16 protein-coding genes are annotated in these 22425 nt (G+C 67.5%); 8 read left to right on the top strand and 8 right to left on the bottom strand.

Translation table 11 applies throughout. The annotated features are described in order from the left end of the window. Positions 1-18: 18 nt before the first annotated feature. A complete protein-coding gene (locus tag ASD71_RS23825; RefSeq protein WP_056570394.1) occupies positions 19-1698 on the bottom strand; it encodes a PAS domain-containing methyl-accepting chemotaxis protein in 1680 nt (559 codons plus the stop codon). Positions 1699-1790: 92 nt separating this feature from the next. Then, a complete protein-coding gene (phrB, locus tag ASD71_RS23830) occupies positions 1791-3209 on the bottom strand; it encodes a deoxyribodipyrimidine photo-lyase (protein WP_056570396.1) in 1419 nt (472 codons plus the stop codon). Between the two features lie 304 nt (positions 3210-3513). On the opposite strand from phrB, the gene ASD71_RS23835 reads away from it, so the two are divergent. Next, complete coding sequence (locus ASD71_RS23835) at positions 3514-4962, top strand: CoA transferase (RefSeq protein WP_056570398.1); 1449 nt, start codon at positions 3514-3516, stop codon at positions 4960-4962. A 68-nt stretch (positions 4963-5030) separates the two neighbouring features. On the opposite strand, the gene ASD71_RS23840 is transcribed toward ASD71_RS23835, so the two are convergent. The 4 genes from ASD71_RS23840 to ASD71_RS23850 form a co-directional block, all read right to left on the bottom strand. Continuing rightward, on the bottom strand, positions 5031-5567 hold the full coding sequence (locus ASD71_RS23840; RefSeq protein WP_056570399.1) for a peroxiredoxin: 537 nt from the start codon (positions 5565-5567) through the stop codon (positions 5031-5033). 75 nt (positions 5568-5642) lie between these two features. After that, positions 5643-7211: a YXWGXW repeat-containing protein gene (locus ASD71_RS27790; RefSeq protein WP_082579031.1), complete on the bottom strand. Its 1569-nt coding sequence runs from the start codon at positions 7209-7211 to the stop codon at positions 5643-5645. Positions 7212-7242: 31 nt separating this feature from the next. Further along, positions 7243-7410: a hypothetical protein gene (locus ASD71_RS28280; protein WP_200949468.1), complete on the bottom strand. Its 168-nt coding sequence runs from the start codon at positions 7408-7410 to the stop codon at positions 7243-7245. A gap of 272 nt (positions 7411-7682) precedes the next feature. After that, positions 7683-8090, bottom strand: a complete 408-nt coding sequence (locus ASD71_RS23850) for a DoxX family protein (RefSeq protein ID WP_056570401.1) — start codon at positions 8088-8090, stop codon at positions 7683-7685. A 345-nt stretch (positions 8091-8435) separates the two neighbouring features. On the opposite strand from ASD71_RS23850, the gene ASD71_RS23855 reads away from it, so the two are divergent. Genes ASD71_RS23855 through ASD71_RS23865 form a run of 3 tightly spaced genes read left to right on the top strand, consistent with a single transcriptional unit; the run spans position 8436 to position 14832 of the window. After that, the gene (locus ASD71_RS23855; protein ID WP_056570402.1) at positions 8436-9827 is read left to right on the top strand and encodes an SWIM zinc finger family protein; all 1392 of its coding nucleotides are present in this window, start codon (positions 8436-8438) and stop codon (positions 9825-9827) included. Next, positions 9824-12403, top strand: coding sequence for a DUF6493 family protein (locus ASD71_RS23860; protein ID WP_056570404.1), 2580 nt, complete (start codon positions 9824-9826; stop codon positions 12401-12403). Before ASD71_RS23855 ends, ASD71_RS23860 begins: the two co-directional genes overlap by 4 nt. Positions 12404-12411: 8 nt before the next feature. Further along, on the top strand, positions 12412-14832 hold the full coding sequence (locus tag ASD71_RS23865; protein WP_056570406.1) for a DUF6493 family protein: 2421 nt from the start codon (positions 12412-12414) through the stop codon (positions 14830-14832). A 78-nt stretch (positions 14833-14910) separates the two neighbouring features. On the opposite strand, the gene dbpA is transcribed toward ASD71_RS23865, so the two are convergent. After that, positions 14911-16299 (bottom strand): ATP-dependent RNA helicase DbpA, encoded by a 1389-nt coding sequence (gene dbpA, locus ASD71_RS23870; RefSeq protein WP_056570408.1) that lies wholly within the window; start codon positions 16297-16299, stop codon positions 14911-14913. A 146-nt stretch (positions 16300-16445) separates the two neighbouring features. Here dbpA and ASD71_RS23875 point away from each other — a divergent pair, with 146 nt between their 5' ends. Continuing rightward, complete coding sequence (locus ASD71_RS23875) at positions 16446-16964, top strand: hypothetical protein (protein WP_056570410.1); 519 nt, start codon at positions 16446-16448, stop codon at positions 16962-16964. A gap of 7 nt (positions 16965-16971) precedes the next feature. Here ASD71_RS23875 and ASD71_RS23880 read toward each other — a convergent pair whose 3' ends face one another. Further along, positions 16972-17730, bottom strand: coding sequence for an IclR family transcriptional regulator (locus tag ASD71_RS23880; RefSeq protein WP_056570413.1), 759 nt, complete (start codon positions 17728-17730; stop codon positions 16972-16974). Positions 17731-17891: 161 nt separating this feature from the next. Here ASD71_RS23880 and xsc point away from each other — a divergent pair, with 161 nt between their 5' ends. From xsc to ASD71_RS23895, 3 genes are all read left to right on the top strand, one after another. Next, positions 17892-19703, top strand: coding sequence for a sulfoacetaldehyde acetyltransferase (gene xsc, locus ASD71_RS23885; RefSeq protein WP_056570417.1), 1812 nt, complete (start codon positions 17892-17894; stop codon positions 19701-19703). A 99-nt stretch (positions 19704-19802) separates the two neighbouring features. Then, positions 19803-20723: a bifunctional enoyl-CoA hydratase/phosphate acetyltransferase gene (locus ASD71_RS23890; protein WP_056570419.1), complete on the top strand. Its 921-nt coding sequence runs from the start codon at positions 19803-19805 to the stop codon at positions 20721-20723. A gap of 124 nt (positions 20724-20847) precedes the next feature. Then, positions 20848-22425 carry an ABC transporter substrate-binding protein gene (locus ASD71_RS23895; RefSeq protein WP_056570421.1) on the top strand — a complete coding sequence of 526 codons (1578 nt, stop codon included), beginning with the start codon at positions 20848-20850 and terminating at the stop codon, positions 22423-22425.

Consider the following 22425-nt stretch of genomic DNA (forward strand, 5'->3'; position numbering starts at 1 on the left):
GGGTGAAGTCCCCGCATCCTATATCCCGCGATCGCCCGTCAGGGCAAATGGGGTTTGCGGTGCGGGCAACTGTTGTCTGGCTTCAGCGGCCAGGGGCGCCGGCGGCACACCTGACACGCGGAATACCTCAATTGCGTGCCGCAGCCGGGCGCCATCCGTGCGCAGATTCTCCACCGCCTGCGACGCCTGCGCGACACGCGCGGCGTTGCCCTGCGCGGCGCTGTCAGTTTCGGTGATCGTGCGGCTTACGGTGTCGATGCCCGCGTGCTGGTCAGTGGAGGTCGCAGCGATCTCGTTGATGATGCGAGTGACCTGCTGCACCGAGTTCACGATGTCGCGCATGCTGGCGCCTGCCCGTTCGACGTGCCGCACGCCTTCGCCGACCCGCGCATCCGAGCTTTCGATCAGCGCCTTGATTTCGCGCGCGGCGGTGGCGCTTTTCTGTGCGAGGCTGCGCACTTCGCTGGCGACCACCGCGAAGCCCTTGCCGGCCTCGCCAGCGCGCGCGGCTTCAACCGCGGCGTTCAGCGCCAGGAGGTTGGTCTGGAAGGCGATGCCGTCGATGATGCCCACGATCTCGGCAATGCGTGACGAGCTTTGGACGATGCCCTGCATCGCTTGCGCGGCCTCGTCAACCACCTGGCCGCCACGCCGCGCAAAATCGCTGGCCTGATTGGCCATGGCATCGGCGTCGAGCGCGTTCGCCGCGTTCTGCTTCACCGTCGCCGCCAGTTGTTCCATGCTGGCCGCGGCCTCTTCCAGCGACGCGGCCTGACGTTCGGTGTGGGCCGACAGGTCGGCGTTGCCGTCCGCGATGTCGGCGGCCGATTTCAAGGCGTTTTCGATGCCGGCATGCACGTCGCGGGTGATGCTGACCAGACTTTTGCGCATGACTTCCAGGGAGAATTTCAGTTCGCCGATTTCGTCCTGGGCCAGGGGGCCGGAGAGCGGGGTGCTCAGGTTGCCCGCCGCGATCTGGCGCGTGAAGTCCGTGGCCGCGCCCAGCAGCCCGGCGATGGACCGGGCAAAGCCCCAGCCCGCCGCGAAGATCAGGCCCACGCCGCCTGCGGTCAACGCCGCGGCAACGGCCAGCGCCTCGGAAGAGAGGCGCGTGTGCAGACCGTAGATCGCCGCTGCCGCCGCAGTCAGAAACAGGGAGGCCGACAGCACCGCCCACGCCAGCATGCGCGAGCGCACGCCGGTCAGCCGGCCGCGGGTCAGGCGTGCCAGGACGCCGCGCAAACCTGTGGGCCGGACCTGGCCGGCGTGCAGCCGGATGCCAGGCGCCGTGCCCAGACGCAGGCTGTCGTAGGCGGCTTGCGCGGCGTCGATCTGCGCGCGTGCCGGCTTGACGCGCACCGACGCGTAGCAGACCGTCACGCCGCGCTCGATGATGGGCGTGACATTGGCCAGCACCCAGTAGAACCCGCCGTCCTTGCGCCGGTTCTTGACCATGCCCGTCCAGGGTTCGCCGCGCTGGAGGGTGCGCCACAGGTCTTCGAAGGCGGCCTGCGGCATGTCCGGATGACGCACGATGTTGTGGGCCGCGCCCACCAGCTCTTCGCGCGAGAAGCCGCTGACCTCGACGAACGCGGGATTGGCATAGATGATCCGGCCGCGGGAATCGGTGCGGGAGATCAGATACTGCTCGTCGCGGAGTTCGGTTTCCCGGTCGTTGACCGGTTGATTGTTGCGCATGCGTCGCTCGTCCTGTGATGGGCGAGGGCATCATCGGGGACGGGCGCGGTGGCGGCAATGATGTACGTCAACGCCGTCACAGGTTCGGCGGCTTATACGGCGGGCAGATTGCCGAAGGCTTCCAGCGCCCGCAGCCGGCTTTGCGCCAGATCGACGATCGGCTCCGGATACCCGGCGGCGGCTCGCTCCATCGGGTTGGGGTCGTGGATCGCCTTGTCGTCCAGGTGCGCCAGTTCGGGCAGCCATTCGCGCAGGAATGCGCCGCTCGGATCGAACCTGCGCGATTGGGACAAGGGATTGAAGACGCGGAAATAGGGTACGGCGTCGGCGCCCGTCGAGGCGCTCCATTGCCAGCCGCCGTTGTTGGCGGCCAGGTCGCCGTCCACGAGCTGGCCCATGAACCACGCCTCGCCCAGACGCCAGTCGATCAGCAGGTTCTTGGACAGAAACATCGCCGTCACCATGCGCAGCCGGTTGTGCATCCAGCCCAGCGCCAGCAACTGGCGCATGGCGGCGTCCACGATGGGAATGCCGGTCTTGCCCTGCTGCCAGGCCGCCAGATCGTCGGGCGCGTCGCGCCACGGCACGGCGGCGGTTTCCGGCTTCATGGGCTGGTGCATGGACAGGGCGGGAAAGGCGGCCAGGAGGTGCTGGTAGAACTCGCGCCACAGCAATTCGTTGATCCACGTGGCGACGCCGGCCTTGCCGCTGTCGATCTCGCCCTGGTTGGCCGTCAGCGCGGCGCGCAGCGCCTGTCCCGGGGACAGGACGCCCGCGGCCAGATAGGGCGACAGGCAGCTTGTGGCGGGCAGCGAGGGGAAATCGCGCTCGTCCTTGTACGCAAAGATCGCGTCGTCGGCAAAGGCGGCCAGCCGCTCGCTGGCCGCGGTTTCGCCCGCCGGCCACAGCGCGCGCACCGCGTCGTTGGGCGCGTCGAACCCGTCGAACGATGCCGGCAGGGGGTCGGACTTCCAGCGCGGCGGGGTCTGGGCGCGCGGCGCGGCGATGGGGCGCAGCGGGGCGCTGCGCAGGCGCTCGCGGCAGGTGCGGGCGTAGGGCGTGTAGACGCGGTAGCACTCGCCCTTGCCGTTCAGCACGGTGCCGGGACGCAGCAGCGTCGCGCCATGGTGCAGGGTCCAATCGACGCCGATGTCCGCCAAGGCATTTGCGACCGAGTCGTCGCGGCGCCGTTCGTTGACGCCCCATTCGGCATTGGCGTGGACCTGTTCGATGGCGTACTCCTGGCAGAACCCGGCCAGGGCCCGCGGCGCGTGGCGCCAGTCGTCCACGGTGACCAGCTTCAGGGGAATGCCGGCCTGCGCCAGGTCGTGGGACAGCTCGCGCAGGTTGCGCAGCCAGAAATCCACCTTGGCCGGGGCGTCGCCATGTTGGCGCCATTGGTCCGGTGCAGCCAGGAAAAGGGCGGTAACCGTGCCGGCCTCGGCCGCCGCGGCCAGCGCGACGTTGTCGTGCATGCGCAGGTCGGTGCGTAGCCAGAGCAGCGTATTCATGGGAGGGCTCCAGGGACGGGGCCGGGCAAGGCGGGCCGGCGAGGCTGCGATTCTATCCCGAGCCCGCGCGTGGCCCCGCAGGCGCATGGAATACGATGTAAAAACTACGAGGAGATGTGACGGATGTTGCGGCGCAACCCACTGCGCCGCGGCCTCGCAAGGGGGAGAGCCGAGCGGGCGTCCGGGCGGCCGAGACGCCCGAATTTGCCGTCAAACCATGAAACACGCTGGCCTGCGGGGCGTATTGACGCACGCGGGACCCCGCCATGTAATGCAAATAAACGACTAAGAGCAGGCAAACGCTATGGGAAACCTGATGGACTTCCGACCGTCCTTTCTGAAGGGGCGCACACCCGCAGGCAAGACGTCCCGCGATGTATTGCAGAAGCTTTGGCAATCGGTCGATTTGCCGGAGGAGTCGCTGGAGCACGTGGTGCTGACGGGCGCCGAGCCTGTCGTCCCATCTTCATTCGCCGTGGGTACGGCGGCGCAGGCCAGCATGGCCGCCGCCGCGCTGGCTGCTGCCGAGGTCTGGCATCTGCGTGGCGGCGCCCGCCAACAGGTCAGCGTAGACATGCTGCATGCGGCGCAGGAGTGCCGCAGCCACTTCACGATCAACGGCGTCACGCCCAATATCTGGGATCCGATTACGGGCGTCTATCGTTGCGGCGATGGAGGCTGGGTGCGCATCCACGCCAATTTCGCGCATCACCGTGACGGTGCGTTGGCGTTGCTGGGCTGCCCGACGGGCGACGGCGCGACGCGCGAGGCCGTGGAACGCGCGCTGAGCCGCTGGAAGGCGCTGGATTTCGAACAGGTCGCAGCCGATGCCGGCATGGTGGTGTCAGCCATGCGCTCATTCGAGGAATGGGATCGCCACCCGCAAGGGCAGGCCGTCGCGGCGCAGCCCCTCCTGACCATCGAACGCATTGGCGAGGCCGATCCGCGCCCGCTGCCCAAGTACGCGCAGATCGCGCGTCCGCTGCAGGACATCCGCGTGCTCGACCTGACGCGCATCATCGCCGGACCGGTGTGCGGCCGCGCGTTGGCTGCCTATGGCGCCGACGTGATGCTGGTCAACAGCCCGCAACTGCCCAATATCGACAACATCATCGACACCAGCCGCGGCAAGCTGTCGGTGCTGGCCGACCTGGATACTGCGGATGGCCGCATCGCGCTTGGCAATTTGCTGTGCAGCGCGCACATCTTCGTGCAGGGTTACCGTCCGGGCGGGATGTCCGCGCTTGGATTCGGTCCCCTGGACGCGGCGCGCATCCGTCCCGGCATCGTCTACGTGTCCTTGAATGCGTATGGCACGACGGGTCCGTGGGCCAACCGCCGCGGTTTCGATTCCCTGGTGCAGACGTCCACCGGTTTCAACCACGCGGAAGCGCTGGCGGCCGGGCAGGCGACGCCCAAGGCGTTGCCCATGCAGATCCTGGATCATGCCTCGGGTTACCTGATGGCGTTCGGCGCGCAGGCGGCGCTGGCGCGCCAGGCGACCGAAGGCGGCAGTTGGCACGTGCGTGTGTCGCTTGCCCAGACGGCGCACTGGCTTCGTGGCCTTGGCCGGGTCGATGGCGGGCTGGACTGTGCGATGCCCGGGTTTGACGGCCTGATGGAAACGTCGCCGTCAGGCTTTGGCGAACTGGTCGCCGTGCGGCATGCGGCGCGCTTCTCGGAGACGCCGGCGCGGTGGATCCGGCCGTCCAGCCCCCCGGGTACGCATCCGACGGTCTGGCCGTTCAATTAAGTCGGGAAGATTAAGGCGGGCAGTTTAAGTCGGGAAGTTGGCGCGCGCGGTGAGCGCGCGCCATGGCCTTATTGCTTTGCCTTCCAGGCCCGCAGCGCCCGCATCGTGTTCGTGACGTGCGATTCGGGGCTCATGTCCGTGAATTCATACAGGATCTTGCCTTCCGGCGAGATCACGTAAGACACGCGCTGCGCATACTCCGGCCGCCTGTCGTGCACGGCGTCATAAGCCTTCATCACTTTGCCGTCGCTGTCCGCCGCGACGGCAAATTTGTTGCGGCATTCGCTGACGGAGAACTTCTTGAGCGTGTCGATGTTGTCGGTGGATACGCCGATGACGGTGGCGCCAAGCGACTTGTATTCGTCCGTGGCTTCCGCAAAGTTGTGGGCTTCGATGGTGCAGCCCTGCGTGAAGGCCGCCGGAAAGAAATACAGCACCACGGGACCTTGCTTGAGTGCTTCGTTCAGCTTGAACGTGTATTCGTTGCCGCCCAGCGAAGCGGGCACGCTGAAGTCCGGTGCGGGCGCGCCGACGGGCAGTGCGGCATTCGCCGCCGTGCCGGCCAGCAGGCCGCATACCAGGAACCAGGGGGCAAGGCGCTTCATGGGAGTCTCCAGTTGGGACCGCGAAAAAGCCGCGGCAAGCTGCCTACTGTAGCGGCGCGGCGGGCGAGGGTCCAGTTAGCCGCCATCAGGCCCGCCACGGCCATTGCCCCGGGATTGGTCGCGCTGCTGCTGTTGCTGCTGTTGCTGCTGCTGGCGCTGCTGTTGCTGATCGCGCTGCTGCTGTTGGCGCGCCTGCTGCGCCTGCTGGTCTCGTTGCTGTTGCTGGCGGGATTGCTGCTGTTGTTGCTGTTGCTGCCGTTGTTGTTGCTGCTGCTGCTGCTGCTGCTGCTGCTGCCGGGCCTGCTGGTCGCGCTGCTGTTGATGGCGTTGCTGTGTCTGCTGCTGGTCGCGTTCCCGTTGCTGGCGCGCCTGCTGTTCGTGCTCTTGACGGTCCTGCGCCATTTGCCGCGCGCGGTCATCGCGTTCGCGCTGCTGGCGCGCCTGTTGATCCTGCTGCCGCCGCTCTCGCAGATCCTGCTGGTTCTGCTGGTCGCGCTGCAATTGCTGGCGGGCCTGTTGGTCGCGCATTTGCTGTTGGCGAAGCTGCTGCTGCGCCTGCGCGTCGTTCTGCTGGCGGTTGCGGTCCTGCTGCTCACGGGCTTGCTGCTCGCGAGCCTGCTGCTGGCGCTGCTGGTCGTTTCTGAGTTGATCGCGCGCCTGCTGGTCGCGGACCTGCTGCTGGCGGTCTTGCGCCAGGCGGTCGGGCTGTGCGGAAGGGTCGCGCGGACGCTGCCCAGGCCGTCCGTCACGCCCGCGATCGTCGGTCAGGGCTGACCCAGGCGGCGGGTTGTTGCCCTGCGCGCGGCCATCCCGGCCCGGTCTGCCGTTGTCAGCATGATCCAGATACGCCTGCGGCGGCCGTCCCTTGTTGTGTTCGTAGAACTGCGCACGGTTGCCGCCCGCATCGCGCACGTAGCCACGCTGCACGGCCGTGGGTCCGGAGTGGCGGTCGTTGCGCGCGGCCAATTCGCGCGGGTCGGCGGTCCGGCGCACGCCTTGCGGGCCACCGTGATAGCTGACACGGCGGTTGTCCACATTGTTGACGACAATGTCGCGGTGGTAGACGTTGGTCACGCGCGTCACGTTCACGTTCGTCACGGACCGGTTGTAGTAGAAGCGGTCGCGCTTCCAGTAGCCGCCGACATACCCCAGACCGGTATAGCCGAAGCCATAGTTGATGCCGCCGTAAAACCCCACATGCGGTCCCCAGTAGCCCGCGTTCCAGAGATACACGCCGTTGGAAAAGCCCCAATATCCGGGCGTCCAGAGCGCGCCCTGAAACGGAGCCAGCACCCAGGCGCCAGGCACCCAGAAAAAGCCGTAGCGGTTGCGGCTCCAGTAGCCCGGCACCCACAGATAGCCATCGGATGGCGCTGGCGGCTGTACATACACCGGCAGGGGCGGCGGCGGTTCCGGGCTGCGGTCCACCAGCGCAAGGTTCGCATTGGCGGGGTCGCCCTCGTCGTAGGCTGGCTCATAGGCGGACGGAACCGGGGCCTGCTGCGTGGAATAGACGTTCGGGGCGGACGGCGCCGGCACCTGCTGCGTCGAATAGACGGTCTGCGCGGTAGCGGCCGCGCTGGCCGCCAAAAGGGCTGCGGTGGCCAGGGGGCGCAAGCGGGCGATCTGGAAGGAAGGGCTCATGAGAATGTCCTCTGCGCAGCAAGTCCGCGGTTCAATAGCCGCGATAGTAATAATGCGGGGCGGGATACGCCGGGTAATAGTAATAATGCGGCGTGTAATAGACCGGAGCGGGCCGGTAGTAGGCCGGCCGCGCCGGCACGACCACACAGCCGCTCAGGGCGCTTGCCATCGCCATCAACAGCAACACTTGCTTCTTCATTTTCGGCTCCCGCCGGGCGCAAGGCGCGAGATACGCCTTTCCTGCGCTCATGGGAATTAGGCCACGGCCACGGGGTCGAGTTCGGGACTGTAATCGTTCCGAAACAGCTTTCGCGTGACCAGTGATTGCGGGTGCGTGACGGTCGATGTCGTTCGTATCAATGCCTGCGTGAATGCGTTATTTGCGTCGCAAAAAGAAAGGGGACCGCGTGATGCGGTCCCCATGACGTCGCCTTGATCGGCCGCGCTATTCGCGGCGGGCAGGTCGGGCGGTCAGTTCCAGCGGCCGCCGTTGCCGGCCAGGCTGAAACGGCCGGCGCCCATGAAGGCAATTGCCAGGCCGGTGAAGAGGAACATGCCTTGCAGTTCCAGTGCCCAGCCGCCGTTGTTGGTCATGCTGGCAATACTGCCGCTGTGTGCGAGCAGGATGGCGACGACCATGTTGATGGCGATGATCAGGCCGCCCAGACGAGTGTAGACGCCGATGATCAGCAGGACGGGGGCAATGATTTCGCCCACGTAGACGCCGTAGGCCAGGAAGCCGGGCAAGCCGTGGGAGGACAGCATGCCGCTGATGCCGCCGACGCCGCCGCCGGTCAGTTTGGCCAGGCCGTGGAGCAGAATCAGAATACCGAGGGTCAGGCGCAGGATCAGCTTGCCGGTGTCATCGGACTTCATCATGGTGAGTTTCTCTTTTGATGGTTAAGGGGGACAGTGCGCCAGTTGGAACGCACCGCTTGCCTTTGGTTCCGTGCCCGCCGCACATTCGAAAAATCCAGCATACGGGCGTGCAGGCGGCGCCATTATGGCAAAGCCGGTACAAAACCCACAAGCTTTGCCCGCAGCCGGTAGCCGGGCGCCTGCCCATGCCAGTTAAGATGTGTCCCCAATGAACAAGCAGCTGAAAGTCTCATTGGCGCAGACACCCCACGGCAGGTGCGCGCCCCAGCCAGATCACGGGCCTACGTCCCTGCCGATGACGGCAACGGATCCGCGCAGCGTGCCGCGCCGTTGGAGCCACGAATCATGACGGCGCTGGCCTATGCGTATCTTGCCCCCTCCGAAATCGCCCAGCGGCAGGGCCAGGCCGACCTGAACCTGGCCACCAGCGGCGGTCTTGCGCCTTCGGGCGCGGTGGTGCATCCCTTCTTCTTTTCCGGATTCGTCGCGCAGCCCGCCGTGGTGGCGCAAGCGCTGCTGATGCTGGCGCGGGTGGCGCGCACGCGCTTCTACGTGCCGCCAAATACGCTGGCGGCGGTGCTGCGGGCGGCGGATCCGGTCGTGACGTCCACGCCCGAAGGCCTGCGCTTCGAGTCCTTCAGCGTGTGCTGCGGCGTGTATGCGCGGCTGGACGTGGACGCGGCGGCGCTGGACGCTACGCACCTGGCGGCGGGCGTCACCAACGTGGACGTGAATCCCCCGTTGCGCCAGGCGCTGGCAGGGCTGCGACCGTCGGAGCCCCTGCACCTGAACGTGGGCAGCGATGCGTTGCGGGTGACGACGCAAGCGGGGGAGATCGTCGAAGAGAAAGTGCCGCTGCCCGCGCGCTGGCTCAAGGGCTTTGCCGAGACGCAGATGCTGTCGTCGGACATGGCGTGCCGCCATGTTCTGACGGGGGCGGCCTTGCGCCAGTTCATGCAGGCTTTGCCCCGGTCATCGGCGACCAAAACCGTGATGTGGGCGACCCAGGCTGCCCGCTCGCTGCGGCTGGCCACGCAGGCGACGCCTGGCGCGGTCTGCATGGCGGGGCCAGAAAGGCTGCGCGTCCTGGAACCCTTGCTGCGCCATGCCACCGCGCTGCGCGCGTATGGTGCCGATGCGGCGGCAGGGGCGCTGCCGCAAGCCAGCGCCTGGGTGCTGGAACTGCCGGGCGCACGGGTCACGCTGGGCCTCAGCCCGGAGAAAGCGCGCGGTTTCTCGGGCGAGGGGGCGGTGCTGCACCGGGTCGCGGGCGGGGATGCGAATGAGGATGCAGCGTTCGTGTCGACGCTGCTGGCCTTCGAGCCGCGCATCGACATTGCGCGGCTGGCCGAGCGGGCCCTGCTGCCGGAACCGCAGATCCTGTCCGCGCTGAGCGTGCTGGCGTCTTCCGGCCAGGTGGGGTTCGATCTGGCGGCCGGCGCGTATTTCCATCGGCCGCTGCCGGTCCAGGCGGGGCTGCTCGATACGCTGCACCCGCGGCTTGCCGATGCACGCAAGCTGGTGGCCGGCGGTGGTGTCCGGCATGAAGGCGAGGGGCAGTTCTCCGTCCAATCGGCGCAGCAGCGCTATCGGGTTGCGCTGGGCGCCGAACCGGTTCTGGATCGCTGCACCTGCCCCTGGCACGCCAAATATCAAGGCACGCGCGGGCCGTGCAAACACACGTTGGCGGTACGCATGTTTCTTGACCCGCTCAACGCAACTGGAGCCGACGCATGACCCTGAGCCTGATTGAACGCCGTGCGGCGCTGCGCGACGCCGCCGGCGGTGGCGATGCGGCGGATATTGCATCTTTTGCACGCGCGCTGGATGGGGCGAACGAGGAGGACCGCGCCGCGTTGGCCAAGGTCTTGCCGCCGTCCCGCCTGTTCAGCGCGGAGGGCCCCACGCCGCGGGCGTGCTTTGTGTTGGCGGCGTTGGGCAAGCCCAAGCTCGTGGCGGATACGCTGGCGCCGGCGGACATGGTGCGCAAGCGCGAATATGCCACGCGACATGGCGACATGGCGGCGGCTGTCGTCGATGCCGCGGCGGGACGGGACGCGCCGTGGCGCGCCGCGTTCGTCGAACTGTTGGCGGAGCAGCGCTGGTGGGCCGAGGATCTGGCATGGCCGGTGTGCCACGCGCTGGTTCGGCTGGACAGCGATGCGTCTCTATCCGCGGCTTATCTACGCTGTTTCGTGCAACAGGTCAGCGCCATCGGCGGGGACGGACAACTGGACGCGGACCATGGCAAGCTCATGGCCGCCTATCTTCAGGCCCACCCCGATCAGATCGCGCGCGAGTTCTGGGCCCTGTTCCGGGTCGAGGGCATGGGCGCCGATTACTTACTCATGGAGCGCACCGGGCCTGCCTGGGACGCCGCCGTCCTCACGCTTTGCCAAGACAACGAGGCGTTCCGCGACCGCCTGCTCGCCGAGTCGCTGGAGGCGCTGCTGCGCGATTTTCCGGCGAAGACCATTGCCTGGTATTTGCGCATGCATCGCCTGGCCGACCCGGCCGCGCATGAGGTTGCGGCCCGCCAGCACACGTATTTCGCCGTGCTCGGCACAGCGCCGAGCACGGCGCTCGGCCTGGCCCTGGACATGCTCAAGCGCGCCGCCGGACAGCTGGACGTGGACGCGATGATCGAGGCCGGGTCCGCGGTCCTGACCCGATCGGAGAAGAAGCTCGTCAAGGCCCTGCTTGGGCTGTTTGCCGCGCTGAAAACCGATGCCGGGCAGCGGCATCGCATGTCGGGGATCGTGGGCGAAGCGCTGGAAGGCATGCCATTGGACCTCGCTCCGCTGGCGCGCAAGCTGGTGACGCCGTTCAGCGAGACGCAAGCGGCCGAGGCGCGCGGTCAGGCCTGCGTGGAGGTTGACGGCGTTTCCCGAGGGATCGCAATACCGGCGCCGCGCCGCATGCCGCTGCCCGATCTTCCCGATCCAACGCCCCGCATCAGCGGCGACGATGCATTGCACGCATCGATCGCCGCGCAGTTCGAGGGGACAGGGCACGGCGCCGACCTGCCGCGCATCTTCGATTACCTAGCCGGCCGTCCGCACCAGCCGCTGCCCGACGCGTTGCAATACCGCGCCGCCGAGATCATCGATTCGGTGTGGGAGGAACGGGATGCGTCGCCGCGACGCCTGCTGGCCGCCGCGCTGCTGGGCAGGGAAGACGTCAGTTTCCGAGGCTACGCCCGCTATGTCGTGGCCGTCGCGGGCAAGCCGGAGCCCGTCGGCGTGGCCTTGCAGGAACAAACCGTCTCCAGCAGCCGCTACGACGCGGAAACCGGCGACTGGAAGTCCGATGAAACCTGGACCTCCCGCTGGGGCTATCAATACCTGCCCACGCATTCTCCGCTGGCCTTGCTGGCCGGCGTCTTTCACGACCTGCGGTCGAGCCGGGCGCAGGGCACGCCGTTCAGGCCGCCGGCGGCCATCTCCGCGCAGCGCTTCGTGTGGGAGCGCGTGCTTGCCGAGCCGGGCGAGGGCACGTTTTCGCGCGACCTGGCGGTGTTGGGAGATGGCCCCAAACCGTTCTGGATGGCGACGGGCGCCGCCGCGGTCGGCGACACCTTTGCGTCGGCGGCCCTCGATGTTGCCGACGTGCCCCCCGAATTCACGTTCCGCGCCCAGGAGGCGCGTGAGCAGGACGGTTACGGCCAAGTCGTCGAATGGACGGCCTGGCTGCTGCAATCCAACCCCGACACGCTGGCCGCGCATTTCCATCCGATGCTGTGCGCGGCGGTGCAGGTCATCAACGTGCGCGGCCTGGGGCCGTTGCTGACGGCGCTGGGCGCGTCCCGGTTGCCGCCCGGCGCGCCCGTCTATTCGGCCCTGGCGCTGGCCGCATCGGGAAAAATGGCCGAGCAGCGTGCGCAGGCGGCGGAGGCGATCGCGCGGCTGGCCGACGCCGGCCTGCTGGATCCCGCGCCGTTCGCCGCTCAGATCGCAGCGTATCTGGCGCAGGGCTTCGCTTTGGCCGGGCGGCTCGCGCAGACGTTGGGCGATGCCGCATCCATCAGCGCGCTCGCCGGCTGCCGCACGCTTCAGACGCTGGAGGCGCTGCTGCCGCAGTTGCTCGATGCCGAAGGCAAGCCGCTGGCCCAGGCCGGCAAGCTCATCGAACTGGCCGCGCGCCTGTCCGATGACTACGGTATGCCAATCGCGTTGCCCGCCACGCTGGCGGCGCGGCGCAAGGGCGCATCCGTGCTGGCGGTAACCCTGCGCAGCCTGGAAGCCGTCGTGCCGCGCGTGACGCCTTTGGCCACAACTGCCGCTGCCGCCGCGCAGCGGGCTCTCGAAGGATAGCCACTCGCATGACCACCTACAAAAACCTCTGGGACTACTACCGCGATACGGCGCGGCTGATCGAGGAGGGCGCGACGTTGCGCTCGCTGTACGACGCCATGCTGGGCGTACAGTCGGAAGACATGCGCGCGGTGCAGGCCTCGCCCAAGCGGCTGCGCGAGATGGCGCAGGGCTGGTCCCAGCGCCCGAATTTTTTGCCGATCCGCCTGAACGAGGTGTTCAACGGGCTGCAGGTCGACCGGACGGATGACTATGTGCTGGCCATGGTCGGCGGGCTGGGCGGACGGCAGGAACAGGAAGTGCGTCTGTTCATGCTGCGCCACGACCATGCGCTGCGCGACGAAGTGTTCTGGCGGCTCTTCGAGGTGGAAGGCGGCGGCGAGATCTCGCTGGCCAACATCGACAAGTTCTCGCGTGAGGAATTGAATTGGCACAACACGGTCGTGCTGCTGGCCAACGAAGGCACGCTGGACCGTCGCCGCGTGCTGCGCGGCTGCCTGGAGGCGCTCAACCGGGATTTCTCCGCCTATCGCGCCGGCTGGTTTTCGCGTGTGTACGCCACGCTGGCCCCCACGCCTGGCGAGGCGGCGGCGGACCAGCCGCTGCTGCGCCAGAGCCTGGGTTCGCCGATCACGGCCACCGTCGCGCTGGCCGTGAAGCAGTTCGAAACGCTGCACAAGCAGGGCCTGCTCGACGCTGCGCCCTTTGTGGACGCCTGCGGGGGCGCTTTCTCGGGATCGAAGGCCGCGGCGCTGTCGGTGCTGCGCATCCTGGAAGCGCTTGGCGCGCAGGCGAGCACCGAACCCGATGCCCTGGCAGAGGCGTTGGCCCTGGGCCTCGCACATCCGCATGCCGACGTGCAGCGGGCGGCGGTGAAGGCACTGGCGAAGCTGGGCCGGACGGACCTGGCGCAGCAGCAGCGCGACGCGCTGGCGCCGGCGGTGGCGGTGTTGCTGCCGGATTTGGCCGGCAAAGATGCCGGGGCCGCCGAGGCCTTGCGCACACCGGGGACAGGCCTCGCGGAAGGCGCCACTGCCCATCTCCCGACAAACACGTCTTCCGGCTTGCCGCTGCCCGGGCCGCTGCACCCGTGGACCGACGCTGACGCCCTTGAGCGCTATGCGGCGCTGCTGGAAGCGCCCGCCGACGTGCTGGAGTTCGAACTGGCGCTGGCGTGGCTGGCGACGTCCGGTCAGGTGGCTGCCACCGTCGCGCCCTTGGTGAAGCGAGCCCGCCACCTGGCGGAGCGCGACGCCCAGCACTACGCAGCGGCGTTGCTGCTGGCGGCGCATGATCCCGAGAGTCCCTTCCTGCCGCAAAAGTACTGGCAGAAGACCACGAGCCAGGTCGTCAACGGCGAGTGGGTGTATGAGAACGTGGGCGAACCCCAGCCGCTGCCGAGCGCCGAGCAATCCTCCCTGCTGCCCAGCTTCATCACCCGCCTGCGCGAAGTGGCCGGGGTCGTGCAAGGCAGGGCGCCGCACCGTCCGCTGCTGGCCACGCCTACCAACACGCACGGCTGGGTCGACGCGGATGCCCTGCTGGCCCGTTTCGAGGCGGGCAGGAACAGCGGCGCGCCGCTACCGGTGGATCTGGTTCAGGCCTTGCTGCGCGTGCATCCCGAGCACCGCGCGGGGGTGATTCAGGCCACCGGCGGTGCATGGCCGCAGATAACCGACACGGTGCGGGTCGAGTGGCGCAGCCGCGGGTCCAGCACCTTGAAGACCGATGGTTCGCCGCAGTGGGTGTGGTGGAGTCCGGTGGTCCATGCCGAGCCCGCCGAGGCGCCTACGGCCACGCAGCCGGCGTTGATTCCGTCGAGCGCGCCGCAACACCACGACAGTGTCGACGCCCACGCGCTGGTCTGCGCGGAACTCGGCCTGGCCAATCCGGCATCGACCCTGCCGCTGGCCGCGGCCAGCATCGAGATCATGAACGTGGCGGCGGGCGACGAGGCCGAGCATCGCGCGCCCGCCGTCCTGCGCGTTCTTGCCGTGCATCCGGGCGCCTGGCAGCCGGAGACAGTCCAGTTGCTGGCCCTGGGCATGGCGGCCAAGCAGGCGGAGGTGCGCGCACAAGCGGTGGAAGTTTTTGCCGCCGCGATCCCGCAGCGCGTGGACGCGACGGCCGCGGCGCAAGCCTACGCCGCCTGCGCGCCGGCTATCGTGCTGACGCGCTGGGCGGCGTCCTTCACCGATGCGGCGACGCTGGCGCCCGCCGCGGTCATTGCCGTGCTGGGCGGCCTGTTGCCGCGCCTGGATCCCAAGGCGCGCGGTATCGGATCGCTGCTCACGGTGCTGCTGGATGAGTCGCTGCGCCATGCGCAGCCGGTTGCGGACTCGGAACTGCGCGGCTGGCTGGCGGGCTTTACCGGCACGTCAGCCGCCGCCAAGGCCGCCAAGGCGCTGTTGGCGCTGAAGACGCCATAGCGCGTTCGTCAGAGCCCGCCGGGCGGAAAGAGCGCCAAGGTGTAAACCCGCATTCAATCCGCTTCGGCAGCAACGTGCTTAGAACTCTTCCAGGAAGCGCATGCGGAACCGGCGGCCCTTGATGTTGCTGTTGGAAATGCGCGAGAACGCCTGCTTGGCGATCTGCCGGTCCAGGGCCACGTACGAGTTGAACTCGGTGATGTTGATCTTGCCGACCTGTTCGAACGTCAGGCCGCCGTCGCCGGTCAGCGCGCCCAGCAGATCGCCGGGACGCAGCTTGTCCTTCTTGCCGCCCTGGATGTTCAGCGTGACCATGGGCGCGCGCAGCGGCCGGTCGGCCTTGGGGCGCAGCGACTTGAGGTCAGCCCACTTCAGCGGCGCGCCCTGGTACTGCTCGATCAGGTTGGCCCAGCGCATTTCCTCGGGCGAACACAGGCTGAGCGCCAACCCCTTCTGGTCGCCACGGCCGCTGCGGCCGATGCGGTGTACGTGGACTTCGGTGTCCTTGGTCACGTCCACGTTGATGACCGCGCCCAGGTTCTGGATGTCCAAACCGCGCGCGGCCACGTCGGTGGCGACCAGCACGGCGCAACTCTGATTGGAGAACTGGATCAGGATTTCGTCGCGTTCGCGCTGTTCCAGGTCGCCATTGAGCGCCTGCGCGCTGATGCCCTCGGCCTGCAGGCGTTCCACCAGGTCATGGCTGCGGATCTTGGTGTTGCAGAAGGCCAGCGTGGAAACCGGCCGGAAATGCGCCAGCAGCTTTGCCACCGCATCCAGGCGTTCACCGTCGTTGATCTCGTAGAAAAGCTGCTCGATGCGGCTGGCGTCGTGCTGCGCCTCGACCTTGACCTCGGCCGGATTGCGCAGGAAGCGCGCGCTGAGCTTGCGGATGTTGTCAGGGTAGGTGGCTGAGAACAGCAGCGTTTGGCGCTTGGCGGGACAGTGTGAGGCAATGGCGACGATGTCGTCGTAAAAGCCCATGTCCACCATGCGGTCCGCCTCGTCCAGGACCAGCGTGTTCAAGCCGGACAGGTCCAGGCTGCCGCGCGCCAGATGGTCCTGGATGCGGCCGGGCGTGCCCACCACCAGATGCGTGCCGCGCGCCAGCGACTCGGCCTGCGGCCGGGCCGCGGCGCCGCCGCACAGCGTCAGGATCTTCACGTTGGGAATCAGGCGCGCCAGCCGCCGCAGCTCTTGTGCGACCTGATCTGCCAGTTCGCGGGTAGGGCAGACCACCAGCCCTTGCGGCGTCAGGCGGTTCACGTCCAGGTTCTGCAGCACGCCCAGCCCGAAGGCGGCGGTTTTGCCGCTGCCGGTCTTGGCCTGGGCGATCACGTCGCGCCGTTCAAGGATCAGCGGCAGGGCCTGTGTCTGGATGGGTGTCATCTGTTCGAAACCCAGGGTTTTCAGGTTGTCGAGCAGGGGCGGCAGGAGGGGGAGGGTAGAGAAGGCGGTGTCGGTCACGGAGGGGCGGATCCCGCAAGGGATCGGAAAAAGGCTGAGTTGCGCGTTAGTGTAAAGCCTGAGTCGGTATGATCTGCCGACGGGCATGGCCGGCTGCGGGGCGGGCCTGTCCCGATAATCAACGGCAACCGATGTCAGGGTGGATCATGTTCGACAAGTTGAAGGCGCTACGGGAAGGCGCAGCCGTCAAGGCAAAGGCGCTCACCAGCCGCACGGCAGGCGCGCTCGAAAGTTCAAAAGCCCAGTTGGGCGATGCCGCGGCGATTGCCCGGGCCAAGGGCCTTGAGCTGGCGGGCGCCACGGCCGAAAGGGGCAGGGAACTGGCGGGTGCCACGGCCGAAAAGGGTCGCGAGCTGGCCGGCGCCACCGCGGAAAAAGGCAGCGCGCTCGTCGAACAGCATTGGCAGACCATTGAGCGCGTGACAGTCGACGGCCTGCTCAGCGTCTCGGCCGAAAAGCTCAAGGACGACGCGATGGTCAAAGACGTGCTGGAGCGCGCTTACGAGGCGTTGCCCACGGTCATCAGGCTTGTCTTGCCCCGGGAACGCTACCTGGAAATCGTCATTCAGAAAAAGCAGCCGCTGCTCGCCAAGATCGAGGGCGCGCGAAACCGCCGGCAGGAGCGGGCCGAGTCCGGCGCCGCGCGCAAAGATCAGGACGGCTGAATAACGGTTACGCGGACGCCTCATACGTCCCCGCCAGCGCCCGCGCCGCCTCCTGCATGCGCGGCAGCCACGCCCGGGCGCCGTCGATCGACAGCCTTGCCACCGGCGCATGCAGCGCCACCGCCGCAATCGCCCGCGATCCATGCAGGATGGGCACCGCCATGCAGACGATGCCCAGCAGGAATTCCTCCCGGTCGAAGCTGGCGCCTTCCTTCTTGATGACCCGCAGCTCTTCTTCCAGCGAGGCTACGTCGCACAGCGTGTTCGGCGTATAGCGCGGCAGTTGCGCGGCGGCCAGCATTCGTTGCCGGGTTTCCCGGCGCATATAGGCCAGAAACAGCTTGCCGCTGGCCGAACAATGCAGCGGCACGCGCGAGCCGGATTGCAGGTTGACGCGCAGCGGCCAGGCGGTTTCCACGCGGTCCAGGTAGATGACCTCGTCGCCGTCGAGCATGGTGCAGTTGCAGGTCTCGCCGATCTCGTCGACCAGGCTGTCCAGGATGCGGTGGCGCTCGCCACGCAGCGGCGAATTGAGCAGCGTGTCGCGGGCCAGCGCACCGAGGCGCGGGCCGCTGACATAGCTTTTGCCGGCCGGTTCGCGCAGCAGCATGCCGGCATCGACCAGGCGCGACAGGATCCGAAGCACGGAAGGTTTGGGCAGGCCGGTGGCGTCGGTCAGTTCGGCCAGCGAGACGGGCTGGGCCGAGCGTGCAACCTGTTCCAGCAAGGTCAGCGCGCGCAGGGCGGCGGAGGATTCGTCTTTCATCTTTCAATAATTGAGATTTCCGCGATCGGCTGACCATCCTCGCACAGAAATTGCAGAAAATGAAACGGCATGGGGTGGGAAGCCGGGGGTTTCTGGCGCAGTATCGGATCACACCGGCCAATCAGCAATCGGACAAGCGCCGGCACGCCAGGAGAGAGACCATGAGCAGCAAGCAACACATGACCCCCAGCGAAGCGTTTGTCGAAACGCTGGTCGCGCAGGGTGTCAAGGATGTTTTCGGCATCGTCGGTTCGGCCTTCATGGATGCGCTGGACCTGTTTCCCGCGGCCGGCATCCGCTTTGTGCCGACGGTGCACGAACAGGGCGCGGCGCACATGGCCGACGGCTACTCGCGTGTGACCGGCCGGCACGGCGTGTGCATTGCACAAAACGGCCCCGGCATTACCAACTTCGTGACCGGCGTGGCGGCCGCCTACTGGGCGCACAGCCCGGTCGTGGCGATCACGCCCGAGACCGGCACGGCGGGCATGGGGCTGGGCGGCTTCCAGGAAACCGAACAGCTTCCTATCTTTTCGCGCATCACCAAATACCAGGCGCACGTGAACCGTCCGGACCGCATGGCAGAATTCACCGCCAAGGCGTTCGACAATGCGATGGCCGAGCGCGGCCCCGCGCAGCTGAACATTCCGCGCGACTACTTCTATGGCGAGATCGATGTTGCCATTCCGGAGCCGCGCCGCATCCGTCGCGGTCCCGGGTCGGAAGAGGACCTGGAGGCGGCGGCGCGCATGCTGGCCGAGGCCAAGTTCCCGGTCATTGTGGCGGGCGGCGGCGTGCTGTTTTCGGACGGCCAGGCCGAATGCGTGGCGCTGGCCGAGCTGCTGGGCGCGCCGGTGGTCACCAGCTATCTGCATAACGACGCCTTTCCGGCCAGTCATCCGCTGTGGTGCGGCCCGCTGGGCTATCAGGGCGCCAAGGCGGGGATGAAGCTCCTGTCGCAGGCGGACGTGGTGCTGGCGCTGGGCACGCGGCTGGGACCTTTCGGCACGTTGCCGCAGCACGGCCTGGAATACTGGCCGCAGAACGCCCGCATCATCCAGGTCGACGCCGACCACCGCATGCTTGGCCTGGTACGCCCGGTGTCGGTGGGCATCTGCGGCGACGCCAAGCCGGCTGCTGCCGCGTTGACGGCACGGTTGCAGGCACGCGATGTCGCCTGCACCCGCACCAAGGAAGGGCGCGCCAGCGAGATCGCCGCGCAGAAGGCCGAGTGGGAACAGGAACTGGACAGCTGGTCGCACGAGCGCGACGACTGGAGCCTGGACATCATCGAGCAGGGCGGCGGCCGCATGCACCCGCGCCGCATGCTCCGCGAGTTGGAACGCGCCATGCCCAAGCACGTGATGGTGTCGACCGACATCGGCAACATCTGCTCGGTGTCCAACAGCTATCTGCGCTTTGACGAGCCCAATTCCATGCTCGCGGCCATGAGCTTCGGCAATTGCGGCTATGCGCTGCCCGCGCTGATCGGCGCCAAATTGGGCCGGCCCGACCGCCCGGCGGTGGCCTACGTGGGCGACGGCGCCTGGTGCATGAGTTTTCAGGAATTGCTGACCTGCGTGCGCGAGCAGATTCCGGTGACCGCGGTGGTGTTCCACAACGGCCAGTGGGGCGCCGAGAAAAAGAACCAGGTGGACTTCTATGGCCGCCGCTTCGTGGGCAGCAACCTGCTCAATCCGAATTTCTCGGAGCTGGCGCGTGCCATGGGCGCCGAAGGCATCCGGGTGGAGCACGCCGACCAGGTTGGCGCCGCGCTGCAGGCCGCGTGCCAGGCGCAGCTGGAAGGCAAGACGACTGTGCTGGAAATGATGGTCAGCAAGGAGCTGGGCGATCCCTTCCGCCGCGATGCGCTCAAGCAGCCGGTGCGCTTCCTGGACAAGTACCGCAAGTACGTGAACCAGCCGTTCCAGGCCGGCGAGGTGCCGCTGCCGATCGAGCCGGCCGGACGCTGACCGGCGCGCGCGGCGCGGGCCGGGACGTGTGTTGACGCCCCGGCCCACGCCGGTCATTCACCCGGCCGCCGCACGCGCGGCCGCGGCAGGAGCGAAGACATGGCTTTCGACCGTTTGTTCGAGCCGCTGCGCGTTGCCGCGCTGGCGGCGGGGCGGCTGCGCACCGCGGTGGCGTATCCGCTGTGCCCCGTCAGCCTGCGCGCCGCCGTCCAGGCCAGCGAGGCCGGCTACATCGAGCCGGTGCTGGTCGGGCCGGCCGGCCGCATCGCCGCGCTGATGGCGCAGGAGGGCATGCGAGCGGGTTCCATGGAGATCGTCGATACGCCGGACGACGAACTGCTGGCCGCCCGCGCCGCCGCGGCGCTGGCGCGCGATGGCGCGGTCAGCATGCTGATGAAAGGCAGCTTGCACACCGACCACTTCATGTCCGCGGTGGTGACGCGTGAATCGGGCCTGCGCACCAATCGGCGCATCAGCCACGCCTTCGTGATGGCGGTGGCGGCGTATCCGAAGCTGCTGATCCTGACGGATGCGGCCGTCAACATCGCGCCGTCGCTGCAGGAAAAGGCGGACATCGCGCAGAACGCGATCGACCTGGCGCGCGCGCTGGGCGTGGAGCGGCCGAAGGTGGCCGTGCTGTGCGCCACCGAATCGGTGAATCCGGCGATGCCGGCCACGCTGGATGCCGCGGCGCTATCCAAGATGGCGGACCGAGGGCAGATCCGCGGCGGCGACATCGACGGGCCGCTGGCGTTCGACAACGCGATCTCGCGCGAAGCGGCGGACCAGAAGGGCATCGTGTCGCGCGTGGCGGGCGACGCGGACATCCTGCTGGTGCCGGACATCGAGGCCGGCAACATGCTCTACAAGGAGCTCACGTGGCTGGCGGGCGCCGGCGCGGCGGGCCTGGTGCTGGGCACACGCGTGCCGGTGCTGCTGACGAGCCGGTCCGATTCCATGGAGGCGCGCGTCAACAGTTGCGCCGTCGCGGCGCTGTACGCGCACGCGCTGGGCGGCTGAGAGCAGGCTGGCCTGGCACCACCAAGTCCAGCGGTTTGGTACTAAGCGTGCATCCGAGGGATGACTACGCTAGACCGCAAGCCATCCATGAATGGTTCACGCGACAACATCAAAGGGGTAGCACATGCGCAGCGCAAGACTAGGCCTGGCCACGATTCTGTCGGTGTTTGCAATGGCGGGGGGCGCCGCCGCGGCGGATGCGCCCAAGGCCGGCGGCACGCTCGTCATCGGCTCCACGCAGGTGCCGCGGCACCTGAACGGCGCGGTCCAATCCGGGACCGCCACGGCGCTGCCCAGCTCACAGCTCTTTGCCAGTCCGCTGCGCTACGACGCGGACTGGAATCCGCAGCCCTATCTGGCCGAGTCGTGGGAACTGGCGCCGGACGGCAAGTCGCTGACGCTGCACCTGCGCGGCGACGCGATCTTTCATGACGGCAAGCCCGTGACCTCCGAGGACGTGGCGTTCTCGATCATGGCAGTCAAGCAGAACCATCCGTTTCAGACCATGTTCGCGCCCGTCGAAAGCGTCGAAACGCCCGACGCCCGCACCGCCGTGCTGCGCATGAGCAAGCCCCATCCGGCCATTCTGCTGGCGCTGTCGCCGGCGCTGATGCCCGTGCTGCCCAAGCACATCTACGGCGACGGCCAGGACCTTAAAAACCATCCGCGCAACTCCGCGAACGTGGTGGGCTCGGGGCCGTTCATCTTCAAGGAATTCAAGCCGGGCCAGGAGATCGTGCTGGAACGCTTCGACAAATTCTTCATCAAGGGCAAGCCGCTGCTGGACCGCGTGGTGGTCAAGATCAATCCCGATGCGACCAATCTGCTGATCGGGCTGGAGCGCGGCGACATCGGCGCGCTGCCGTTCATGACCGAGCCGACGATCCTGCGGCGCGCCAAGGACAATCCGTCCATCGTCATGACCAACAAGGGTTATGAAGGCATCGGCGCGCTGAGTTGGCTGGCGTTCAATACGACGCGCAAGCCGCTGGACGACGTGCGGGTGCGCCAGGCCATCGCCTATGCGACCGACAAAGGCTTCATCACCAAGGCGCTGAACGCGGGCTTTGCCGCGCCGGCGCATGGGCCCATCGTGGGCACCAGCCCCTTCGCCAGCGACGACGTGAAGAAGTACCCGCTGGATCTGAAGCAGGCTGAAAAGCTGCTGGACGAGGCCGGCTTCAAGAAGGACGGCAAGGGCGAGCGCATGACGCTGACGGTGGACTACATGCCCGGCAGCGACGTGCAGGGAAAGAATGTCGCGGAATACCTGCGCAGCCAGTTGAAGAAGGTGGGCATCAACGTGCAGGTGCGCGCCTCGCCCGACTTTCCGACTTGGGCCAAGCGCATCGCCGGCAAGGACTTCGACATGACCACCGACATCGTCTTCAACTGGGGCGATCCGGTCATCGGCGTGCATCGCACGTACATGTCGTCCAACATCCGCGACATCATCTGGACCAACACGCAGTCCTACAAGAACCCGAAGGTCGATGCGCTGCTGGAGCAGGCGGGCACCGAGACCGACGCGGACAAGCGCCGCGCACTGTATGCGGAGTTTCAGCGCCTGGTGACCGAGGATGTGCCCATCGATTTCCTGACCGTCATTCCGTACCACACGCTGTCGTCCAAGAAGGTGCAAGGTCTGCCGTCCGGCATATGGGGCCTGTTGTCGCCGCTGGATGACACCTCCGTGCAGTAG

The sequence above is a fragment of the Achromobacter sp. Root565 genome, assembly GCF_001427425.1.
In the GTDB taxonomy this organism is placed as follows: Bacteria; Pseudomonadota; Gammaproteobacteria; order Burkholderiales; family Burkholderiaceae_B; genus Achromobacter; species Achromobacter spanius_D.